At 61.6% G+C, this 18,002-nt stretch carries 18 protein-coding genes and 1 tRNA gene; 15 read left to right on the top strand and 4 right to left on the bottom strand.

The annotated features are described in order from the left end of the window. The first annotated feature begins 153 nt into the window (after positions 1–153). From dnaE to holA, 4 genes are all read left to right on the top strand, one after another. Complete coding sequence (dnaE, locus tag GH659_RS11055) at positions 154–3,630, top strand: DNA polymerase III subunit alpha (protein ID WP_153111465.1); 3,477 nt, start codon at positions 154–156, stop codon at positions 3,628–3,630. A gap of 102 nt (positions 3,631–3,732) precedes the next feature. Next, positions 3,733–6,354, top strand: coding sequence for a leucine--tRNA ligase (gene leuS / locus GH659_RS11050; protein WP_153111464.1), 2,622 nt, complete (start codon positions 3,733–3,735; stop codon positions 6,352–6,354). Between the two features lie 3 nt (positions 6,355–6,357). Further along, the gene (locus GH659_RS11045) at positions 6,358–6,888 is read left to right on the top strand and encodes an LPS-assembly lipoprotein LptE (protein WP_246167816.1); all 531 of its coding nucleotides are present in this window, start codon (positions 6,358–6,360) and stop codon (positions 6,886–6,888) included. Positions 6,889–6,892: 4 nt separating this feature from the next. Continuing rightward, positions 6,893–7,900, top strand: a complete 1,008-nt coding sequence (holA, locus tag GH659_RS11040; RefSeq protein ID WP_153111463.1) for a DNA polymerase III subunit delta — start codon at positions 6,893–6,895, stop codon at positions 7,898–7,900. A gap of 28 nt (positions 7,901–7,928) precedes the next feature. Here holA and GH659_RS11035 read toward each other — a convergent pair whose 3' ends face one another. Next, the gene (locus GH659_RS11035; protein ID WP_153111462.1) at positions 7,929–8,192 is read right to left on the bottom strand and encodes a hypothetical protein; all 264 of its coding nucleotides are present in this window, start codon (positions 8,190–8,192) and stop codon (positions 7,929–7,931) included. Positions 8,193–8,311: 119 nt separating this feature from the next. Between GH659_RS11035 and GH659_RS11030 the strand changes: the two genes are divergently transcribed. The 4 genes from GH659_RS11030 to ybaK are packed head-to-tail and all read left to right on the top strand — an operon-like array spanning position 8,312 to position 11,484. Further along, the gene (locus GH659_RS11030; RefSeq protein WP_153111461.1) at positions 8,312–9,568 is read left to right on the top strand and encodes a glutamate-5-semialdehyde dehydrogenase; all 1,257 of its coding nucleotides are present in this window, start codon (positions 8,312–8,314) and stop codon (positions 9,566–9,568) included. Positions 9,569–9,574: 6 nt separating this feature from the next. Next, entirely contained in the window at positions 9,575–10,054 is a 480-nt protein-coding gene (locus tag GH659_RS11025; protein WP_211364209.1) for a methylated-DNA--[protein]-cysteine S-methyltransferase, read from the top strand. Next, positions 10,041–10,958: a site-specific tyrosine recombinase XerD gene (gene xerD, locus GH659_RS11020; RefSeq protein WP_153111460.1), complete on the top strand. Its 918-nt coding sequence runs from the start codon at positions 10,041–10,043 to the stop codon at positions 10,956–10,958. Before GH659_RS11025 ends, xerD begins: the two co-directional genes overlap by 14 nt. Before the next feature lie 37 nt (positions 10,959–10,995). Then, the gene (gene ybaK / locus GH659_RS11015; RefSeq protein WP_153111459.1) at positions 10,996–11,484 is read left to right on the top strand and encodes a Cys-tRNA(Pro) deacylase; all 489 of its coding nucleotides are present in this window, start codon (positions 10,996–10,998) and stop codon (positions 11,482–11,484) included. Between the two features lie 22 nt (positions 11,485–11,506). Here the strand turns inward: ybaK and GH659_RS11010 are convergent, their stop codons facing one another. After that, entirely contained in the window at positions 11,507–11,872 is a 366-nt protein-coding gene (locus GH659_RS11010) for a dihydroneopterin aldolase (protein WP_153111458.1), read from the bottom strand. A gap of 131 nt (positions 11,873–12,003) precedes the next feature. Between GH659_RS11010 and plsY the strand changes: the two genes are divergently transcribed. After that, complete coding sequence (gene plsY / locus GH659_RS11005; protein WP_153111457.1) at positions 12,004–12,636, top strand: glycerol-3-phosphate 1-O-acyltransferase PlsY; 633 nt, start codon at positions 12,004–12,006, stop codon at positions 12,634–12,636. Positions 12,637–12,693: 57 nt separating this feature from the next. Here the strand turns inward: plsY and GH659_RS11000 are convergent. Together GH659_RS11000 and ispB are read right to left on the bottom strand one after the other, a co-directional pair. After that, a tRNA-Pro gene (locus GH659_RS11000) sits at positions 12,694–12,770 on the bottom strand. A gap of 20 nt (positions 12,771–12,790) precedes the next feature. After that, positions 12,791–13,759: an octaprenyl diphosphate synthase gene (gene ispB, locus GH659_RS10995; protein WP_153111456.1), complete on the bottom strand. Its 969-nt coding sequence runs from the start codon at positions 13,757–13,759 to the stop codon at positions 12,791–12,793. Positions 13,760–13,996: 237 nt separating this feature from the next. Between ispB and rplU the strand changes: the two genes are divergently transcribed. The 6 genes from rplU (at position 13,997) to GH659_RS10965 (ending at position 17,943) form a co-directional block, all read left to right on the top strand. Beyond that, positions 13,997–14,308: a 50S ribosomal protein L21 gene (gene rplU, locus GH659_RS10990; RefSeq protein ID WP_153111455.1), complete on the top strand. Its 312-nt coding sequence runs from the start codon at positions 13,997–13,999 to the stop codon at positions 14,306–14,308. A gap of 18 nt (positions 14,309–14,326) precedes the next feature. After that, entirely contained in the window at positions 14,327–14,587 is a 261-nt protein-coding gene (gene rpmA / locus GH659_RS10985) for a 50S ribosomal protein L27 (protein WP_153111454.1), read from the top strand. A gap of 117 nt (positions 14,588–14,704) precedes the next feature. Beyond that, entirely contained in the window at positions 14,705–15,811 is a 1,107-nt protein-coding gene (gene cgtA, locus GH659_RS10980; RefSeq protein WP_153111453.1) for an Obg family GTPase CgtA, read from the top strand. A 29-nt stretch (positions 15,812–15,840) separates the two neighbouring features. Further along, on the top strand, positions 15,841–16,959 hold the full coding sequence (proB, locus tag GH659_RS10975; protein WP_153111452.1) for a glutamate 5-kinase: 1,119 nt from the start codon (positions 15,841–15,843) through the stop codon (positions 16,957–16,959). 212 nt (positions 16,960–17,171) lie between these two features. After that, the gene (locus tag GH659_RS10970; RefSeq protein ID WP_153111451.1) at positions 17,172–17,513 is read left to right on the top strand and encodes a helix-turn-helix domain-containing protein; all 342 of its coding nucleotides are present in this window, start codon (positions 17,172–17,174) and stop codon (positions 17,511–17,513) included. Between the two features lie 4 nt (positions 17,514–17,517). Further along, positions 17,518–17,943, top strand: coding sequence for a HipA N-terminal domain-containing protein (locus tag GH659_RS10965; RefSeq protein ID WP_211364208.1), 426 nt, complete (start codon positions 17,518–17,520; stop codon positions 17,941–17,943). The last annotated feature ends 59 nt before the right edge of the window (positions 17,944–18,002 follow it).

The following is an 18,002-nucleotide window of genomic DNA, read 5'->3' as shown; positions in this document are numbered from 1 at the left end:
GTACTCCCGAGGAACGTCTGAAATCAGCATAACCAGAATCAGACGACCAGTTGTGGCTGTGTCGTAAAGATGTGTAAGGAACTGTTTCCGGCGCTCTGCCTTCGCCTGGAATTGCTTTCCTTGTCGGTTGCCGCGACGAGGTAAAATAGCGCGATGTCTGATCCCCGCTTCGTACACCTCCGCCTGCACAGCGAATACTCCGTCACCGATGGCATCGTCCGTCTGGATGATGCCGTGGCGCGGGCCGTTTCCTACGGTATGCCCGCGCTGGCGCTGACCGATCTTTGCAACCTCTTTGGTCTGGTCAAGTTCTATCTCGCGGCGCGCGGCAAGGGCGTCAAGCCGGTGCTCGGCTGCGACATCCATCTGGCGAACGAAGTCGACCCCGACCGGCCTTGCCGGATGCTGTTGCTCTGCCGTTCGCACACCGGCTATTTGCAGCTGTGCGAACTGCTGACGCGCGCCTATCTTGCGCCGCGTCAGCGCGGGCGGGCGGAAGTGACCCGGCAGATGCTGAACGACGTTGGCGTTTCGGGCCTGTTGGCGCTGTCCGGCGCAGCGCAGGGCGATGTCGGCGAAGCGTTGCTGCAGGGCAACGTCGAGCTGGCGGCGAGTCGCGCGCGCTACTGGGCCGGGCTGTTTCCCGAGACGTTCTACCTTGAAGTGCAGCGCCCCCATCCGCGCGGGCAGGCGCAGCAGGAAGCGCTGGTCACGGCGACCGCCAGTCTGGCGGTGGAGCTGGATCTGCCGCTGGTCGCCACGCACCCGATCCAGTTCCTCGAACGCGACGATTTCAAGGCGCACGAGGCGCGCGTCTGCATCGCCGAAGGCTACATGCTCGGTGATTCACGGCGCCCCCGTCTATATACCGAGGAGCAGTATTTCAAGTCACCCGACGAGATGGTTGAGCTGTTTGCCGACCTGCCCGAAGCGCTGGAGAACTCGGTTGAAATCGCCAAACGCTGCAACGTCTCGCTGACGCTCGGAAAGAACTACCTGCCGAACTTCCCGACGCCGGAGGGCATGACGCTCGACGATTTTCTGTGTCAGGAGGCGGCGCACGGGCTGGAGCGGCGTCTGGCGCAGCTCTATCCCGACGAGGCCGAGCGCCTGAAGCAACGCCCGGCCTACGACGAACGACTGGCGATCGAAACGAAAACCATCGTCCAGATGGGCTTCCCCGGCTACTTCCTGATCGTGGCCGACTTCATCAACTGGGCCAAGAACAACGGCGTGCCGGTCGGGCCCGGGCGGGGCTCCGGCGCCGGTTCGCTGGTGGCGTTTTCGCTCGGCATTACCGATCTCGATCCGTTGCGCTACGCTCTGCTGTTCGAGCGCTTCCTCAACCCGGAACGGGTGTCGATGCCCGACTTCGACATCGACTTCTGCCAGGACAACCGCTGGCGCGTTATCGAATACGTGCGCGACAAATACGGCCACGACGCCGTGTCGCAGATCGCCACCTTCGGCACCATGTCGTCGAAAGCGGTCATCCGCGACGTCGGCCGCGTGCTCGACCTGCCGTACAACTTCTGCGACCAGCTCTCCAAGCTGATTCCGGTTGAGCAAAACAAGCCGCTTTCGCTTGCCAAGGCGATCGAGGCCGAGCCGCAGTTGAAGCAGCGGCTGGAAGATGAAGAAGAGGTCACGGAACTGTTCGAACTGGCCGGGCGCCTCGAGGACTTGACGCGCAATATCGGCATGCACGCCGGCGGCGTCTTGATCGCGCCGGGCAAGCTGACCGATTTCTGCCCGCTCTATTCGGCCGATGCCGGTGGTTCGGTCGTTTCGCAGTACGACAAGGATGACGTCGAGAAGGTCGGCCTCGTCAAGTTCGACTTCCTCGGACTGCGCAACCTGACGATTATCAAGCTCGCCGTCGACTACGTCGAAAAGCTCACCGGCAACCGCCCGGATCTCGATGCGCTGACCTTCGACGATCCCAAGGCCTACCAGATTCTCAAGGACGCCAACACCACGGCGATCTTCCAGGTTGAATCGGAAGGCATGAAAAAGCTGCTCAAGAAGCTGGCGCCCGACCGCTTCGAGGACATCATCGCTGTGCTGGCGCTCTACCGTCCCGGTCCGCTTGGTTCCGGGATGGTGGACGACTTCATCCTGCGGAAAAAAGGGCAGCAGTCGATCGACTATTTCCACCCCGACCTGAAAGGCTGTCTGGAGCCGACCTACGGCGTTATCGTCTACCAGGAACAGGTGATGCAGATCTCCCAGATCATCGGGGGATACACGCTCGGCGGCGCCGACATGCTGCGCCGGGCGATGGGCAAGAAGAAGGCCGAGGAAATGGCGCTGCACCGCGAAACCATCGCGGAGGGGGCAAAGAAAAAGGGCTACGACCCGGCGCTGGCCGAACAGCTGTTCGACCTGATGACCAAGTTTGCGGAGTACGGCTTCAACAAGTCGCACACGGCTGCCTACGCGGTGGTGACGTATCAGACGGCTTGGCTCAAGGCGCACCACTGCGCGGCGTTCATGGCGGCGACGCTGTCGTCGGACATGGACAACACCGACACGGTGAAGATCTTTTACGACGATGCGCTCGCCAACAAGCTCACCGTGCTCGGGCCGGACGTGAACGCCTCCGAATACCGCTTCGTGCCGGTCGACCGCCAGACGATCCGCTACGGCCTCGGCGCGGTGAAGGGGACTGGCGAGCAGGCGGTTAATGTCATCCTCAAGGCGCGTGAGGCGGGCGGGCCGTTCAAGGATTTGTTCGACTTCTGCCAGCGTGCCGACAAGCGCATGGTCAACCGCCGCACCATCGAGGCGCTGATCCGCGCCGGCGCCTTCGACTCGCTCGACGACCACCGGGCGCGGCTGATGGCCTCGGTCAGCATCGCCATCGAAGCGGCTGAGCAGGCCGAGCGCAACGCCCTGCAGGTCAGCCTGTTCGATGTCTTCGACGGCGCCGCGGCGGAGGAGCACAAGCCGCAGTACGTCGAGGTGCCGCGCTGGAAGGAGCGGGAAAAACTGCGCGAGGAAAAACTGGCGCTCGGTTTCTTCTTCTCCGGGCATCCGTTCCTCGAAGTGAAGCAGGAAGTATCGCGCTTCGCGCGCAAGCCGCTCTCGTCGCTGGAGCCGAAGAAAGAGCCGCAGCTGCTGGCTGGCCTGGTGGTCGGCGTGCGCACCAAGATCACCTCGCGCGGCAAGATGGCTTTCGTGCAACTCGATGACGGCACGACATCGCTGGAAGTTTCGGTGTTCAACGAAACGTATGAAGCCGAGCGCCCGAAAATCCGGGACGACGAGGTATTGATCATCGAAGGCAAGGTGCAGCGCGACGATTTTGCCGGCGAGGGCAAGGTGCGTGTCGTCGCCGAACGGTTGATGACATTGCCGGAAGCGCGCGGGCTATATGCCAAGCACTTGCGTTTGGCGCTGAACGGCCAGGCCAGCGGTCCCAATGCGGTGGCGGCGGCCAATCGTTTGCGCGACATTCTGGCGCCATTCTCGCCGGGCAATTGTCCGATCCGCCTCTCCTACCGCAATAATCAGGCGGTGTGCGAACTGGTGCTGGGCGACAACTGCCGGGTTCGACTCGAGGACGCGTTGCTGAACGCGCTCGGCGAATGGCTGAGCAGCGAGAACGTCTGTATCGAATACAGCTGAGCGGTCGTGGCGGCGAGTTGGCCGCCTGCCGTTCTCGCGACGGGATTGACCATCAAACCGCGTATAATTCGCGGTTTAGTCCATTTCTGATCGATGCCCGTCATGCAGGAAAAATATCAGCCCGAAGAGATCGAACTTGCCGCTCAGGCGCACTGGAAAAAGACCGGTGCGGCGCGTGCCATTGAAGACCTGAGCAAGCCGAAATACTACTGTCTGTCGATGTTCCCGTACCCCTCGGGCAAGCTGCACATGGGGCACGTGCGCAACTACACGATCGGCGACGTGCTGGCACGCTTCCACAAAATGCAGGGCTTCAACGTCATGCAGCCGATGGGCTGGGACGCTTTTGGCATGCCGGCCGAGAACGCGGCGATCCAGAACAACGTGCCGCCGGCGCAATGGACGTATTCCAATATCGAGTACATGAAGGGGCAGCTCAACCGTCTTGGCTTTGCCATCGACTGGGAGCGCGAACTGGCCACCTGCAAGCCGGATTACTACCGTTGGGAGCAATGGCTGTTCACCCGTCTTTACGAGAAGGGTCTGATCTACAAGCGCTACGGTACGGTGAATTGGGATCCGGTCGACCAGACTGTGCTCGCCAACGAACAGGTGATCGACGGCCGCGGCTGGCGCTCGGGCGCGCTGATCGAAAAGCGCGAAATCCCGATGTACTACATGAAGATCACCGCCTACGCCGAGGAACTGCTGGCCGATCTCGATCAGCTCGGTGGCTGGCCGGAGCAGGTCCGCCTGATGCAGAAGAACTGGATCGGCAAGAGCTACGGCTGCGAAATCAGCTTCCCGTACGATGCCGCTTCCATCGGCGCCGAAGGCCAGCTCAAGGTGTTCACGACGCGTCCGGATACGCTAATGGGCGCGACTTATGTCGCTGTTGCCGCCGAACACCCTCTGGCGACGCAAGCGGCTGCCAACAATGCGGCGCTGGGCGAATTCATCGAAGAGTGCAAGCGCGGCGGCGTCGCCGAAGCCGATATGGCGACGATGGAAAAGAAAGGCATGCCGACCGGTCTCCATGTCGTGCATCCGCTCAACGGCGAAAAACTGCCGGTATGGGTCGCCAACTACGTGCTGATGGGTTACGGCGAAGGCGCTGTGATGGCTGTGCCGGCGCACGACGAGCGCGATTTCGCGTTCGCGACCAAATACGAGTTGCCGATTCGCATGTCGATCGCTTCCAAGACCGGTGCTTACACCGATGTCGTCGCCCCTTGGCAGGAGGCGTACGCCGAGTACGGCGTGTGCACGAACTCTGGCAAATACGACGGCCTCGACTTTCAGGCGGCCTTTGATGCGATTGCCGCCGATCTCGAAGCTAAAGGACTGGGTGCCAAGCGCACGCAGTTCCGCCTGCGCGACTGGGGGATTTCCCGTCAGCGCTACTGGGGCTGCCCGATCCCGATCATCCACTGTGAATCCTGCGGCGACGTGCCGGTGCCCGACGACCAGTTGCCGGTCGTGCTGCCCGAAAACGTCACCGTCACCGGCGCCGGCAGCCCGCTCGCCAAGATGCCGGAATTCTACGAATGCAGCTGCCCGAAATGCGGTCAGCCGGCGCGGCGCGAAACCGACACGATGGATACCTTCGTCGAATCGTCGTGGTATTTCCTGCGCTATTGCTGCCCGGACAACGACCAGGCGATGGTCGACGAGCGCGTCGCCTACTGGTGCAAGGGCGGTATCGATCAGTACATCGGTGGTATCGAACACGCCATCTTGCACCTGTTGTACTCGCGCTTCTGGACCAAGCTGATGCGCGATGTCGGTTTGTTTGGCGATGTTAAATTGGACGAGCCGTTCGCCAACCTGCTGACGCAGGGCATGGTCGTGGCGCCGACTTTCTACCGTGACCTGGATGGGGGTAAAAAGCAGTGGATCAATCCGGCCGACGTCGAGTTGCAGTGCGACGAACGCGGTCGCCCGGTCGCCGCGACGCTGAAGAGCGACGGTCTGCCGGTGGTGATCGGCGGTACCGAAAAGATGTCGAAGTCGAAGAACAATGGCGTCGATCCGCAGGCCTTGATCGACCAGTACGGTGCCGATACGGCGCGTCTGTTCATCATGTTCGCTTCGCCGCCCGACCAGTCGCTCGAATGGTCCGATGCCGGTGTCGAGGGCGCCTACCGCTTCCTCAAGCGCGTCTGGCGTCTGGTGCATGAGCACGTCACGGCCGGCTGCGTTACGGCGTATGCCGGGGGCGAACTGTCGGCCGAGCTGAAAACCTTCCGTCGACAGTTGCATCAGACGATCGGCAAGGTGGCCGATGACTTCGGTCGGCGCAAGCAATTCAATACGGCGATTGCCGCCGTGATGGAGTTGCTCAACGCTTATGCCAAGCTGAGCGAAACCTCGGAGGTGGCCCGTACCGTTCGTCAGGAGGCGCTGGAGGCTGTGGTGCTGATGTTGTTCCCGATCGTTCCGCACGTCAGTGAAGCGGCGTTTGCCGAACTGCGTCCGGGGCAAACGGCCGGCAATCAGCCGTTCCCGCAAGTCGATGCCAGCGCGCTGGTGCAGGATGAAATCGAGCTGATGCTGCAGGTCAACGGCAAGCTGCGCGGCAGCCTGCTTGTTCCTGCCAGTGCCGATAAGGCGGCTATCGAGGCGGCAGCGCTGGCGTCCGAAACGGTGCAGAAACACCTCGAAGGCAAGGCGCCGAAAAAGCTGGTTGTCGTACCCGGTCGCCTCGTCAATATCGTGGTGTAACGCATGAGTGTCCGTCCGTCTGCAATGGTTCGTCGGCTCAAGGTCTGGCTGTTCGTGCTCGTTTCGGCGGCCATTGCCGGCTGCGGCTTCCAGTTGCGGGGGGCGTACACGCTCCCCTATGAGAGCTTCTATGTCGCGACCGGCGAGGCGTCGGTGATCGGCGCCGGGCTAAAGCGCTACATCCGCGCGTCGGGGGGCGTGCTCACCGACAGCGCCAAGGAGGCGCAAGCGGTTTTCTACCCGGAGGGTGAGATCCGCGAGACGGTTATTCTTTCGCTGTCCAGTTCCGGGAACGTGCGCGAGAAGCGGCTGCGCTATCGCTATGGTTATCGGATCGTCGATAACAAAGGGCGCGATCTGGTGCCGCCGGGGGCGGTCGAGTTGTTCCGCGACATGACCTATGCCGATTCGACGGTACTGGCCAAAACGCAGGAAGAGGATCTTCTCTGGCGCGACATGGAGACCGACCTCGTGCAGCAGTTGTTGCGCCGTATTTCGACGGCGAAGCCCGTGCCGCCGTCCGAGTTGGAGTGATTGCATGCAGTTGCGCGGCGAGCAGCTTTCGGCGCACCTCGAGCGAGAGCTGAAACCGGTTTACGTCGTTTATGGCGACGAACCGTTGCTGGTGATCGAGGCGGCCGATGCCATTCGGAGTGCGGCGCGGCGCCAGGGCTTCGGCGAGCGCGAGGTGCTGACGGCGATTGCCGGCTTCAACTGGAGTGATCTGCACCTTGCGACCGGCAACATGTCGCTGTTCGGCGGGCGCAAGCTGGTCGATCTGCGCATTCCGACCGGCAAGCCGGGGCGCGATGGTAGTGCAGCAATTCAGGACTATTGCGCGCGACCGTCGCCGGATGCGTTGTTGCTCGTTACGCTGCCCGGTCTCGACTGGGCAGAAGAGAAAGCCGCCTGGTTGAAGGCCCTGAATGAGGCCGGCGTGCTCATCAAGCTCATCCCGCCCAATCTGTCCGAGTTGCCGGACTGGATTGCCGGTCGCCTCCGGCGCCAGCGGCAGAGCGCTGAGGCCGACGCCCTGCGTTTCATCGCCGAGCGCGTCGAGGGCAACCTGCTGGCCGCCCATCAGGAGATTCAGAAACTGGGCCTTCTCTTCCCGGAAGGGAGGCTCTCACTCGCGCAAGTGCAGGAGGCCGTGCTCAATGTGGCGCGCTTCGATCTGGATGGCCTGCGCGAAGCGCTGCTGGCTGGCGATGCCGGGCGGCTGGTGCGGACGCTCGATGGCTTGCAGCAGGAGGGCGAGGCGCCGCCGTTGGTGCTGTGGGCGATGACCGAGGAAATTCGCGCGCTGGCGCAAATCAAATCAGGGCTTGAGGCGCGTCGGCCACTCGACGGCCTGCTCAAGGAGGCACGGGTTTGGGGGCCGCGCCAAACACTCGTCAAGCGGGCGCTGCAGCGCATCGGCAAAAGTCAGGCCGACGCCGCGCTGGCGCACGCCGCGCGCATCGATTGCCTCATCAAGGGCGTGGGAGAAGGGGATGTCTGGGACGAGTTTCTTCGTCTCGGCTTGCGTCTTGCGGCTTCGCGTTGAGGCAGGTTTTGCGTGCGGTGCCGGCGCGTTACTGGGGAGATTGTTTTGGTTTGTCGTCTTCAGCAGCGGGTGTGTCTGCGTCGGGGGCCAGATGCTCCCACAGACAATCCTCGTGCCATTCAAACTCGTCGGTGAGCCCCTGGCGGCACTTGCATTGCACCAGGCACTCGCCTTGGCAGTCCTCGTTGACGACCACTACGCGCACTTCCGGATCGACCTGGCGTTCGCCGTCCCAATAGCTGCATGTCGCGCAGACCTTAAGTTCAGCGGGAAGAATCAGTTTCTTGCTCATGATCAGTGAAGGAGGCAAATTTGATGACAATGAGAGTGAGCTTTTTGCCAATGGTTCCATTTGAGTGCTTTGATCGGTGGCTATAATCGAAACTTGATCACGAAAGAACAAGGGTAATCATGGATATCCAGCAGTACATGCAGAAAGTCGGTCGTCAGGCCCGCGCCGCGTCTCGCGTCATTGCCCGCGCAGACAGCAAAACCAAAAACGAAGCGTTGCGTACCATTGCGGCGGCGATCCGGCGCAATTCTACCGCACTTCTCGAGGCGAATCGGACCGATCTGGATGCCGCCCGTGCGGCGGGGCTGGAAGCGGCGATGCTCGACCGGCTGACGTTGACGGAGAAAAGTGTCGCCGCGATGGCCGAAGGCGTCGAGCAAATTGCCGCCTTGCCCGATCCGGTGGGGGAGGTTTCCGATCTCAAGTTCCGGCCGAGCGGCATCCAGGTCGGCAAGATGCGCGTGCCTCTGGGCGTCATCGGCATCATCTACGAGGCGCGGCCGAACGTGACGGCCGACGCGGCGGCGCTGTGCCTGAAGTCGGGCAATGCGGCGATCCTGCGCGGCGGTTCGGAAGCGATCAACTGCAACCGGGCGATTGCCGCGCTGGTGCAGGAAGGGCTGGCGGCGGCCGGCTTGCCGCCTGAAGTGGTGCAGGTAGTCGATACGACCGACCGTGCCGCGGTCGGGCATCTGATCACGATGCGCGAATTCGTCGACGTGATCGTGCCGCGCGGTGGCAAGGGGTTGATTTCCCGCCTGCTCGCCGAGGCTCGCGTGCCGATGATCCAGCACCTCGACGGCAACTGTCACGTCTATCTCGATGACGAGGCGAAGGCGGACATGGCCGTGACCATCGTCGAGAACGCCAAGACGCAGCGTTATGGCACGTGCAACACGACCGAATCGCTGCTCGTCGCCCGCTCCCGGGCGGCGGAGTTGCTGCCGGCAGTGGCGGCCATGCTGACGGCCAAGGGGGTGGAGATGCGCGGCTGTCCGGAGACGCGGGCGCTGGTCAAGGAGGCCAAAGCGGCGACCGACGAGGACTATGCGACCGAGTTTCTGGCGCCGGTCATCTCGGTCAAGGTCGTTGCGGGCATCGACGAAGCGATCGAGCACATCAACCATTACAGTTCGCACCATACGGAAACGATCGTCACCGAGAACTACACCAAGGCGTTGCGCTTTCTGCGCGAGGTCGATTCGGCCTCGGTCATGGTCAATGCGTCGACACGGTTCGCCGATGGCTTCGAATATGGGCTTGGCGCGGAAATCGGCATCTCGACCGACAAGATTCATGCCCGTGGGCCGGTCGGTCTGGAGGGGTTGACCAGCCAGAAATGGATCGTGCTCGGCACCGGGCAGGTGCGCGGTTAGGCCGCCATGATGATGCGGGCCGAGGCAGGATTTCAGGCCGTCGTTGGCGCGCCCGGTTTTTGCCTCGGCGTGCGTTGTAACGAGCGCGAAATTCTTGCGCTTGAATTTCTGGCGCCATGCTCCGAACAGGCGCCCGAAAATGCACTGGCGGCTGAAGCCGGCCGTCAGCTGCTCGCTTATCTTGCCGATCCTGCCTTTCATTTTTCGCTGCCGCTGGCGTTGATCGGGACTGATTTTCAGCGCCGGGTGCGGGCGCAGATCGCGGCAATTCCTTGCGGGCAGACGAAGACTTACGGCGAGTTGGCCAAGGCGCTTGGCAGTTCGCCGCGCGCCGTGGGCCAAGCCTGCGGCGCCAATCCATTTCCTGTTGTCGTGCCCTGTCATCGCGTCGTCGCCAGTGGCGGCGGCCTGGGAGGGTTTGTCCGCCAGCGCGGTGGTTTTCTGCTCGACGTGAAGCGCTGGTTGCTCGCCCATGAGCGCCGCTGAAATCTGCGCCGCCGATCGTGCCGAGATCGATATCTTCTGCGACACGCTTTGGCTGGAGGACGGGTTGGCGAAAGCATCGTTGGCCAGTTATCGCAGCGACCTCCAGCACCTGGCGCAATGGCTCGGTGCGCAGAGCAGGGAGGCCGGGCTCGTTGCCGCGGGCGAGCCGGAGCTGATGCAGTTCGTCGCACACCTCTCGCAGACCCGGCGGGCCACTTCTCAGGCGCGTTACATTTCAACGCTGCGCCGGTTTTACCAGTACTTGCTGGCGCGAAGCCGGATCACGCTCGACCCGACCCTGAAAATTGCCATGCCGGCCAGGCCGTCGCGTTTGCCCAAAGTGCTTTCCGAAAGCCAGGTCGATGCCTTGCTTGCCGCGCCGCCCAGCGACACGCTGTTGGGCCTGCGCGATGCCGCGATGCTCGAAATGCTCTATGCCACCGGTTTGCGTGTGTCGGAACTCGTCGGGCTGAAAATGCACGAAGTCAGTTTCGACATGGGCGTCGTACGGGTGTTCGGCAAGGGTGGCAAGGAGCGTCTCGTTCCGCTTGGCGAGCAAGCGATTGATCGCGTGCGGCGCTATCTTGATGAGGCGCGCGGCCTGTTGCTCTCCGGCCGGGCGTGCGATGACCTGTTTGTCACCGCGCGCGGCGGGGCAATGACGCGGCAGGCGTTCTGGCAGCTCGTTAAGCGCTATGCCGTGCAGGCGGGGATCGATCCGGCCCGCCTTTCGCCCCACGTCCTGCGGCATGCCTTTGCCACGCACCTGCTCAACCACGGCGCCGATCTGCGGGTCGTGCAGTTGCTGCTCGGGCACGCTGACATTTCGACCACCCAGATTTATACGCATATTGCCCGCGAACGCCTCAAGACACTGCACGGTCAGCATCACCCGCGTGCCTGACGTGTCGCACGGCGTGGCGGATCGGGAGAAAGAAACGATGAAAGCACCTCATGCGCCGGAAACGCCGGCGACAAAATTTCTGCGCCAACACGGAATCGCGCATTCGAGCCACCTGTACGACTATGAAGAGCACGGCGGAACCAAAGTGTCGTCACGCGAGCTGAATGTCGATGAGCACGCCGTGATCAAAACGCTGGTCATGGAGGATGAGGCGGCGAAACCGCTCATCGTCCTGATGCACGGAGACTGCAAAGTGTCTACGAAAGAGCTGGCGCGGCAGATCGGCTGCAAGAAGATCGAGCCGTGCAAGCCGGAAGTGGCGAACCGGCATACCGGTTTTCTGGTCGGTGGCACCAGCCCGTTCGGCACGAAAAAGAAGATGCCGATCTACGTCGAGAAAACCATTCTTGATTTGCCGTTGATCTACATCAATGGCGGTCGACGCGGTTTTCTGGTCGGCATCCATCCGCACGACCTGCTGCAAGTGTTGGTGCCGACGGTGGTTGAGGCGGCGCTGAAAGGGTAAAGCGCCTGGGTGGCGGGCGCCTTCAGGGTGTAAGACCGCGTTCGCCGCGCTCGATGGTCACGCCGACGCGACGCACGCCGCGCATCATGCCGAGCTTGGCGATCGAGATGCGCACCCAGGCGGCGCCAAAGTCGTCGAGCAAGATGTTGGCGATGTGCTCGGCGAGCTTCTCCAGAAGGTTGAAATGCCGGCTCGCCAGTTCGTTGCGCAACCGATCGACAACGACGGCGTAGTCGATGGTGTCCCGAATGTCGTCGCTGGCGCCGGCGTTGACCGTCGTCGTGCCGATCTGCAAGGAGATCTCGACGGTCTGCGGGACGGCCTTCTCGCGCGGATAAATGCCGATCAGGGTGGTGAGGCGAAGGTCGTCGATAAAAATGATGTCCATGCGGCGGTGCTGGGTGTGTCCGTGGGGCGAGGCGTGTCGCGTCGTGTAGAATTCCGCGTCGGGTTGAACGGCTGGGCCCGAGCGAGTGCGCATTCTACATCAGCCGACTTTCGTGAATTCCGGAATTATCCATGCCTAATTTCCTGATTGCCGCTTTGGCCGTTGTTGCGGCTTATCTTGTTGGGTCGATCCCGTTTGCCGTCGTCTCCAGCCGTCTTTTCGGGCTTGCCGATCCGCGCAGCTACGGTTCGAAGAACCCCGGTGCGACCAATGTGCTGCGCAGTGGCAACAAGGCCGCAGCGGCGCTAACCCTGCTCGGTGATCTGGCCAAGGGCTGGCTCGCCGTTTTTCTGGCGCAGTCGTTCGGCCCGGAATACGGTTTTGGCCAGGTGTTCGTCGGGGCGGTGGCGCTGGCTGTTTTCTTCGGGCATCTGTATCCCGTGTTCCTCAAGTTCAAGGGCGGCAAGGGCGTGGCGACCGCTGCCGGCGTGCTGCTCGCGCTTGATCCGCTGCTTGGGCTTTCCGTTCTCGGGATATGGTTGTTCGTCACCTTTACGCTACGTTATTCGTCGCTGGCGGCGCTCCTTGCCGCCGCGGCAGCACCCTTGCTGGCGTTTGTGTTCTGGGGCGCCAGCGTGATGGTGCCGGTGGTCGGCATCCTGGCCATGGCATTGATTGGTCGCCACTGGGCGAATCTGCAGCGCTTGATGGCGGGGACCGAGCCGAAGATTGGCGCCGGAAAAAAAGCGTCGGTTAAGCCTTGACGTAGAAACGTCGCGACGTAAAAAAAGCCGCTCGAAAGCGGCTTTTTTTGAATTTTGTGGTCGGGGCGAGAGGATTCGAACCTCCGACTCCTACGTCCCGAACGTAGTACTCTACCAGGCTGAGCTACGCCCCGACCGATGCGCTGTTGTCGTGTCAAAAAGACCGTGCAACTGCGAAGGACGCTAAGTCTAGCAAAGAATTTTTGTAAATGGAAGCGGGTAATGGCTCAATTGCCGCAATTGCACGGTTTGCTTCAGCCTGGGCCTGCTTTTTCGTGTGTTCCAGCGCGTCGGTGGCGCGAATTGCGGCCAGGACGGCGGCGAACTCGTCGCGTCCGCCATTCTCGATGGCGTGGCGCACGCAGGCGGCCTGTTCGGCCGATCCGTGCTGCATGACGTAAATCAGCGGCAGGGTGGGTTTGCCTTCGGCCAGGTCGTCGCCAAGGTGTTTCCCCGTTTCGGCTTCCGCCCCCGAATAGTCGAGAACGTCGTCAATAAGCTGGAAAGCCGTGCCGAGATGTGTGCCGTAATCGGCCATGCGCTGCTCCATGTCCGGCGTCGCCTGGCCGAGAATCGCGCCGAGGCGGGCGGCGGCTTCGAACAGTTTGGCCGTCTTGTAGCGGATTACCTGGAGGTAGCGGACTTCGTCGACGTCGGCGTCATGGCAGTTCATGAGCTGCAGCACTTCGCCTTCGGCGATGATGTTTGTCGCGTCGGAGAGGATCTGCATGATGCGCATGTCGCCGATCTCGACCATCATCTGGAAGGCGCGCGAATACAAAAAGTCGCCGACCAGCACGCTTGCCGCATTGCCGAACAGTGCGTTGGCGGTTTCGCGTCCCCGGCGCAGCGAGGATTCGTCCACGACGTCGTCGTGCAGCAGCGTGGCGGTATGGATGAATTCGACAACGGCGGCCAGATCGTGGTGGTGCGTGCCGCGATAGTCGAGCGCGCCGGCGGCGAGGAGAACCAAAGCCGGCCGTAGGCGCTTGCCGCCCGCGCTGATGATGTATTCGGCGACCTGTCGCACGAGAACCACGTCGGAGTGGAGGCGTTGGCGAATAACGCCGTTGACGGCCTGCATGTCCGACTCGATCAGCTTGTAAAGTTGCTCCAGTTTCACCGCGTTCACCGCATTCTTTTTTTGGCAAAAAAACTTTTGAATCTTAGGTGGGGCTTGCCTTGGGCGTCAAGTCGAATATCGGGGAAAGGCATCGAGCGAGCGATCGCCGTTGGTTTGTCGCCGGGCGGTCGCGCACCTATTGGCGTTAGGTGCCGAAGTCTTTGACTTGGCGGGAAAATTCCGTATAATCCGCGGTTCCGTGTTTTACCCTTTTTATTGGTTTTTTTGGAGTCCAACATGTACGCGGTCATAAAAACCGGTGGCAAGCAATATCGCGTTGCCGCTGGCGAAAAACTTAAAATAGAACAGATACCGGCAGAAGTTGGCGCAGAAGTTACCCTTGACCAGGTTCTCATGGTCGGCGAAGGCGAGTCCGTGAAAATCGGCGCTCCGCTCGTTGCCGGCGCTTCGGTCAAGGCCACTGTGCTTTCGCAAGGCCGTCACGACAAGGTCAAGATCTTCAAGATGCGTCGTCGTAAGCATTACCAGAAGCATCAGGGTCACCGTCAGAATTACACTGAAATCCGTATCGACGGTATTTCGGCCTAACGGAAAGGAAATAGACTCATGGCACACAAAAAAGCAGGCGGTAGTTCCCGCAACGGCCGCGACTCAGAATCGAAACGTCTTGGCGTGAAGCGCTACGGCGGTGAAGTAGTTCTCGCTGGCAACATCATCGTGCGTCAGCGCGGTACCGAATTCCACGCCGGCGAAGGTGTTGGCATCGGCAAGGATCACACCCTGTTCGCGCTCGTCGAAGGTCGCGTTCAGTTTGCGATCAAGGGCGAAAAGCGCCGCCGCACGGTCAGCATCGTTCCCGCCGCCTGAGCGTATTCGGGATAACCGCATCAGCGGCAGAAAAGCCCTATCCTTGCGGTAGGGCTTTTTCATTTGTGCTTGCCGCATCCTTCGCTAAATCGACCCGTAATCAGGAAAGTCCGTGACATGAAATTTATCGACGAAGCCAAAATCTATGTCGCTGCCGGTGCAGGTGGCAACGGCGTGGCTTCCTTCCGGCGTGAAAAATACGAGCCGGAAGGCGGGCCGGACGGGGGCGATGGCGGGCGCGGCGGCAGCGTGTATGTCGTGGCCGACCGCAACATCAATACGCTGGTCGAATACCGCTACACCCGCAAATTTCTCGCCCAGCGCGGCGAAAACGGCGCTTCGAGCGGTTGCTACGGCAAGGGGGGCAAGGACATCGTGTTGCGCGTGCCGGTCGGAACCGTCATTACCGATGTCAATACGCATCAGGTCGTCGCCGATCTGGCCAAGGACGAACAAAAGATTCTGATTGCCCAAGGCGGGCGTGGAGGCATGGGCAATATCCACTTCAAGTCCAGCACCAATCGCGCGCCGCGCCAATGCACCAAAGGCGATCCGGGCGAGGAGCGCGACCTGCGCCTCGAATTGCGCGTGCTTGCCGACGTCGGCCTGCTTGGCCTGCCCAATGCCGGCAAGAGCACGTTCATTCGTGCCGTCTCGGCGGCGCGGCCGAAAGTGGCCGATTACCCGTTTACCACGATGCACCCGAATCTCGGCGTCGTGCGCGTCAGCGAAAACAAGAGTTTCGTCATTGCCGACGTTCCGGGTCTGATCGAAGGCGCGGCCGAAGGGGCCGGGCTTGGCATCCGCTTTCTCAAACATCTGGCGCGTACCCGTGTGCTGCTGCATATCGTCGATCTGGCGCCGCCCGATCCCGAAGCCGACCCGGTGCGTGACGCCAAGGCGATTGTCCAGGAGCTAGAGAAATACAGCCCGGAATTGGCGGCCAAGCCGCGCTGGCTGGTGCTCAACAAACTCGATCTGATTCCTGAAGACGAGCGCGACCAGCGGGTTGCAGAGTTCCTCGCCGCCTATGGCGTCGATGCCGAAACGCCATGCTTCCGGATCAGCGCCATCAGCGGCGACGGCTGCCGACCGCTGCTATACCGGTTGCAGGAAGCGATCGACCAAGTGGCGGCAATCGAGCGACAAAACGAAGCGTCGCCCAATGCGTCTGTCGACGCCTACTTCCCCGAAGACTCGGAAGATTCCGAAGAGCATTCCTGAAACGATAGCGACGCTGCCAAAGAATAGCCATGGCCATTACCCGTATCGCCGACGCACAACGGCTCGTGATCAAGATCGGCTCCGCGCTGATTACCAACAACGGCTCCGGCATCGATCTCGACGCCATCCACGAGTGGGCGCGTCAGATCGCCGTGCTGCGGCAGGCGGGCAAGGAGGTGTTGCTCGTCTCCTCGGGGGCGATTGCCTGCGGCATGCAGCGGCTTGGCTGGGAGAGGCGCCCGAAGGCTGTGCATGAGTTGCAGGCGTGCGCCGCCGTCGGTCAGATGGGGCTCGTGCAGGTCTACGAAACAGCGTTCTCGAAACACGGGCTGCACACCGCGCAAATCCTGCTCACGCACGAAGATTTGGCCGACCGCACGCGTTATCTGAACGCCAGGTCGACGCTGACGACGCTGCTCTCGCTCGGCGTCGTCCCGATCATCAACGAGAACGACACGGTGGTTACTGACGAAATCAAGTTCGGCGACAACGATACGCTCGGTGCGCTGGTCGCCAACTTGATCGACGCCGACTGCCTGGTCATTCTTACCGACCAGACCGGTCTCTATACCGCCGACCCGCGCAAGGATCCGGCGGCGAAGCTGATTGCCGAGGCGAAAGCCGGCGATCCGGCGCTCGAAGCGATGGCCGGTGGCGCAGGCACGCAATACGGCAAGGGCGGCATGATTACCAAGGTCATCGCCGCCAAGCGGGCTGCCAACAGCGGTACGCATACGGTCATCGCCAGCGGCCGCGAGCCGGACGTCATGCCGCGCCTGTCACGCGGCGAATCGGTCGGCACGCTGCTTGTCGCCGAAACGCGGCAGCTTTGCGCACGCAAGCAATGGCTGGCCGACCACTTGCAGCTCAATGGAAAGCTTCTCCTCGATGCAGGCGCTGTCCGTGCATTGAGCGACGGCAAGAGCCTGTTGCCAATCGGCGTCGTCGAAGTGCTCGGCGACTTCGAGCGCGGCGCGGCGGTGGCCTGTCTGGCGCCGGATGGCCTTGAAGTGGCGCGTGGCCTCATCAACTACGCGAGCAGCGACGCCCGGCGCATCGCCCGGCACCCGAGTCAGGAAATCGAAAACATCCTCGGTTATCAGGACGAACCGGAGATGATTCATCGGGATAATCTGCAACTCAGCTAGTAGTCGGTCATGTTGAGTCGCATGAATAAATGCCTCACCACCATTCGCTATCGAGTGGATATTTCGGATAGTAGGCGCAAAGTGTGTTCGTCAAATCGCGCCTACAATCACTTAATGCGCGAAATAACGAACAGATAGGGCTTGACCCTTTTCTCTGTGCTAAATTGGTCGGGAATTCCCCCCTTAAGTACGTTGCCCTCGATTTAACGCACATGAAAATCAATCAAGCCGCCGTTCTAGCTCCTCCGTTGCTCGAAGAATGCAGCCAACTTGGGCAGCGCTTGGCCCGCTTGCGGCTGGCCCGAAAAATCAAGCAAACCGATGCCGCGCTGCGTGCAGGATTGTCGCGCAATACCGTATATCGGCTTGAGCGGGGCGACCCTGGCCTGGCGATTGGTCAAGTGCTGCGCTACCTGGAGGCAATCGCCCCTGGCAGCACGCTACTCGACCTCCTGTCAGAATCGGACCCAGCGCTTATTGCTTTGAAAATGCGCGAACAGTCCAAGCGCGTACGCGATTTAACCTCCGCTGAGCTCGAAGAACTGGACTTCTGACCCCGTGGCTGCAAAAGAAACCAAGCTGATGGCCTTCGCCTGCCTCGGCACGGATTGGGCGCCTTGCGGCCAACTCACGCTTGCCGAAGAAGGTGAGCGGCTGTTGGCGTCAAGCTTTGCCTACGGTCTGAACTACCTCAAGCGCGCAGATGCGCTTGAGGTCGACCCGGTGAGCTTGGGCCTGGGCGACCGGGAAGCCATACGCGGCAAGCGACTGCTGCCCGCCGCCCAGTTGCCTTTTTTTGGTGGTATTCGGGACGCCGCGCCCGACTCCTGGGGGCGGCGGGTCATCGAAGCCAAGCTGAAAGTGCCTGCCAACAGCCTGCCCGAGTCGCAGTACCTCCTGCATGCCGGCAGCGAACGCGTTGGTGCCCTGGACATCCGCACGAGTGTCACCAGCGGTTGTAAATTGACACAGGCCAGCGATTGAAAGTTGATACACCGAACTGAGAAGATCGGCGGTTTTTGAGGCGCCGGTGATCACGAACG

The sequence above is a fragment of the Propionivibrio limicola genome, from assembly GCF_009469695.1.
GTDB lineage: Bacteria > Pseudomonadota > Gammaproteobacteria > Burkholderiales > Rhodocyclaceae > Propionivibrio > Propionivibrio limicola.
This window is presented reverse-complemented; position numbering and strand designations above follow the sequence as displayed.

Coding starts and splice junctions, on each gene's coding strand:
- rplU (WP_153111455.1), top strand. CDS start 13,997: ATGTACGCGGTCATAAAAACCGGTGGCAAGCAATATCGCGTTGCCGCT.
- GH659_RS11010 (WP_153111458.1), bottom strand. CDS start 11,872: ATGGACATCATTTTTATCGACGACCTTCGCCTCACCACCCTGATCGGC.
- cgtA (WP_153111453.1), top strand. CDS start 14,705: ATGAAATTTATCGACGAAGCCAAAATCTATGTCGCTGCCGGTGCAGGT.
- leuS (WP_153111464.1), top strand. CDS start 3,733: ATGCAGGAAAAATATCAGCCCGAAGAGATCGAACTTGCCGCTCAGGCG.
- xerD (WP_153111460.1), top strand. CDS start 10,041: ATGAGCGCCGCTGAAATCTGCGCCGCCGATCGTGCCGAGATCGATATC.
- GH659_RS11035 (WP_153111462.1), bottom strand. CDS start 8,192: ATGAGCAAGAAACTGATTCTTCCCGCTGAACTTAAGGTCTGCGCGACA.
- holA (WP_153111463.1), top strand. CDS start 6,893: ATGCAGTTGCGCGGCGAGCAGCTTTCGGCGCACCTCGAGCGAGAGCTG.
- GH659_RS11030 (WP_153111461.1), top strand. CDS start 8,312: ATGGATATCCAGCAGTACATGCAGAAAGTCGGTCGTCAGGCCCGCGCC.
- plsY (WP_153111457.1), top strand. CDS start 12,004: ATGCCTAATTTCCTGATTGCCGCTTTGGCCGTTGTTGCGGCTTATCTT.
- proB (WP_153111452.1), top strand. CDS start 15,841: ATGGCCATTACCCGTATCGCCGACGCACAACGGCTCGTGATCAAGATC.
- GH659_RS10970 (WP_153111451.1), top strand. CDS start 17,172: ATGAAAATCAATCAAGCCGCCGTTCTAGCTCCTCCGTTGCTCGAAGAA.
- GH659_RS11045 (WP_246167816.1), top strand. CDS start 6,358: ATGAGTGTCCGTCCGTCTGCAATGGTTCGTCGGCTCAAGGTCTGGCTG.
- dnaE (WP_153111465.1), top strand. CDS start 154: ATGTCTGATCCCCGCTTCGTACACCTCCGCCTGCACAGCGAATACTCC.
- rpmA (WP_153111454.1), top strand. CDS start 14,327: ATGGCACACAAAAAAGCAGGCGGTAGTTCCCGCAACGGCCGCGACTCA.
- ybaK (WP_153111459.1), top strand. CDS start 10,996: ATGAAAGCACCTCATGCGCCGGAAACGCCGGCGACAAAATTTCTGCGC.
- GH659_RS11025 (WP_211364209.1), top strand. CDS start 9,575: ATGATGATGCGGGCCGAGGCAGGATTTCAGGCCGTCGTTGGCGCGCCC.